Origin of the sequence: Moorena sp. SIO4E2 (assembly GCF_010671945.1) — a bacterium.
Taxonomy (GTDB): domain Bacteria; phylum Cyanobacteriota; class Cyanobacteriia; order Cyanobacteriales; family Coleofasciculaceae; genus Moorena; species Moorena producens.
The window spans coordinates 1-1,292 of record NZ_JAAHIE010001281.1 but is presented as its reverse complement, the minus strand read 5'-3'; the positions used below and the strand labels follow the sequence as shown (position 1 = coordinate 1,292).

The following is a 1,292-nucleotide window of genomic DNA, read 5'->3' as shown; positions in this document are numbered from 1 at the left end:
TCTTTTGCCTTTTGCCTTTTGCCTCTTATCTGTTCCCTACTCCCTACTCCCTACTCCCTACTCCCTTTCCTTTACTTCCACCATCCGCTAACATCCTCAACCGCTGCCATCGTTTCTCTTAGGGCTTCAACACCCCCAAACTTAATGATTAAAGGAGCTAATTGAGGAAGAGTTTTAATAAAATTGGGACGGGTTAGACTAGCTAAACTATCAAGAATTTCTTGCCAATCAGGAAAATCAACTGACGAAGGAGTTAAGTTCTCAATCAAGTGCTGTAAGGCAAATGCTCGGTAGTATTCAGACTCAATCCCTCTGGCGCAATCTAAGGCTTGGGGTAACAACACATCGGGTAAGTGGGGGGCTAAGCGCTCTAAAGCATAGGCTCGGTGGTGTTCAAACTCAATCCCTCTGGCGCAATCTAAGGCTTCTGGTAACACATCGGGTAAGTGGGGGGCTAAGGCGATTAAGGCAAATGCTCGGTGGTATTCATACTTAATCCCTCTGGCGCAATCTAAGGCTTTTGGTAACACATCCGGGAAGTGGGGGGCTAAGGCGACTAAGGCTTTGGCTCGTTCGTATTCATACTTAATCCCTCTGGCGCAATCTAAGGCTTGGGGTAACACATCGGGTAAGTGGGGGGCTAAGGCGACTAAGGCATTAACTCGTTCGTATTCAGACTTAATCCCTCTGGCGCAATCTAAGGCTTCTGGTAACACATCGGGTAAGTGGGGGGCTAAGGCGATTAAGGCAAATGCTCGGTGGTATTCAGACTTAATCCCTCTGGCGCAATCTAAGGCTTCTGGTAACACATCGGGTAAGTGGGGGGCTAAGGCGACTAAGGCATTAACTCGTTCGTATTCAGACTCAATCCCTCTGGCGCAATCTAAGGCTTGGGGTAACAACACATCCGGTAAGTGGGGGGCTAAGGCGACTAAGGCTTTGGCTCGGTAGTTTTGATCGGAAATCCCTCTGGCGCAATCTAAGGCTTTTGGTAACACATCCGGGAAGTGGGGGGCTAAGGCGACTAAGGCTTTGGCTCGGTCTTTTTGATCGGAAATCCCTCTGGCGCAATCTAAGGCTTTTGGTAACACATCGGGTAAGTGGGGGGCTAAGGCGACTAAGGCTAATACTCGTTCGTATTCAGACTCAATCCCTCTAGCGCAATCTAAGGCTTTGGGTAACAACACATCCGGTAAGTGGGGGGCTAAGGCCACTAAGGCTATGACTCGGTGGTATTCATGGGAAATCCCTCTGGCGCAATCTAAGGCTTTGGGTAACAACACATCCGGTAA

Annotated in this window: 1 pseudogene; it reads right to left on the bottom strand. The window is 49.0% G+C overall.

Annotation, left to right across the window (positions count from 1 at the left end):
- Window positions 1-71 precede the first annotated feature (71 nt).
- A pseudogene (locus tag F6K37_RS42970) lies at window positions 72-1,292 on the bottom strand (NB-ARC domain-containing protein); the annotation flags it as partial.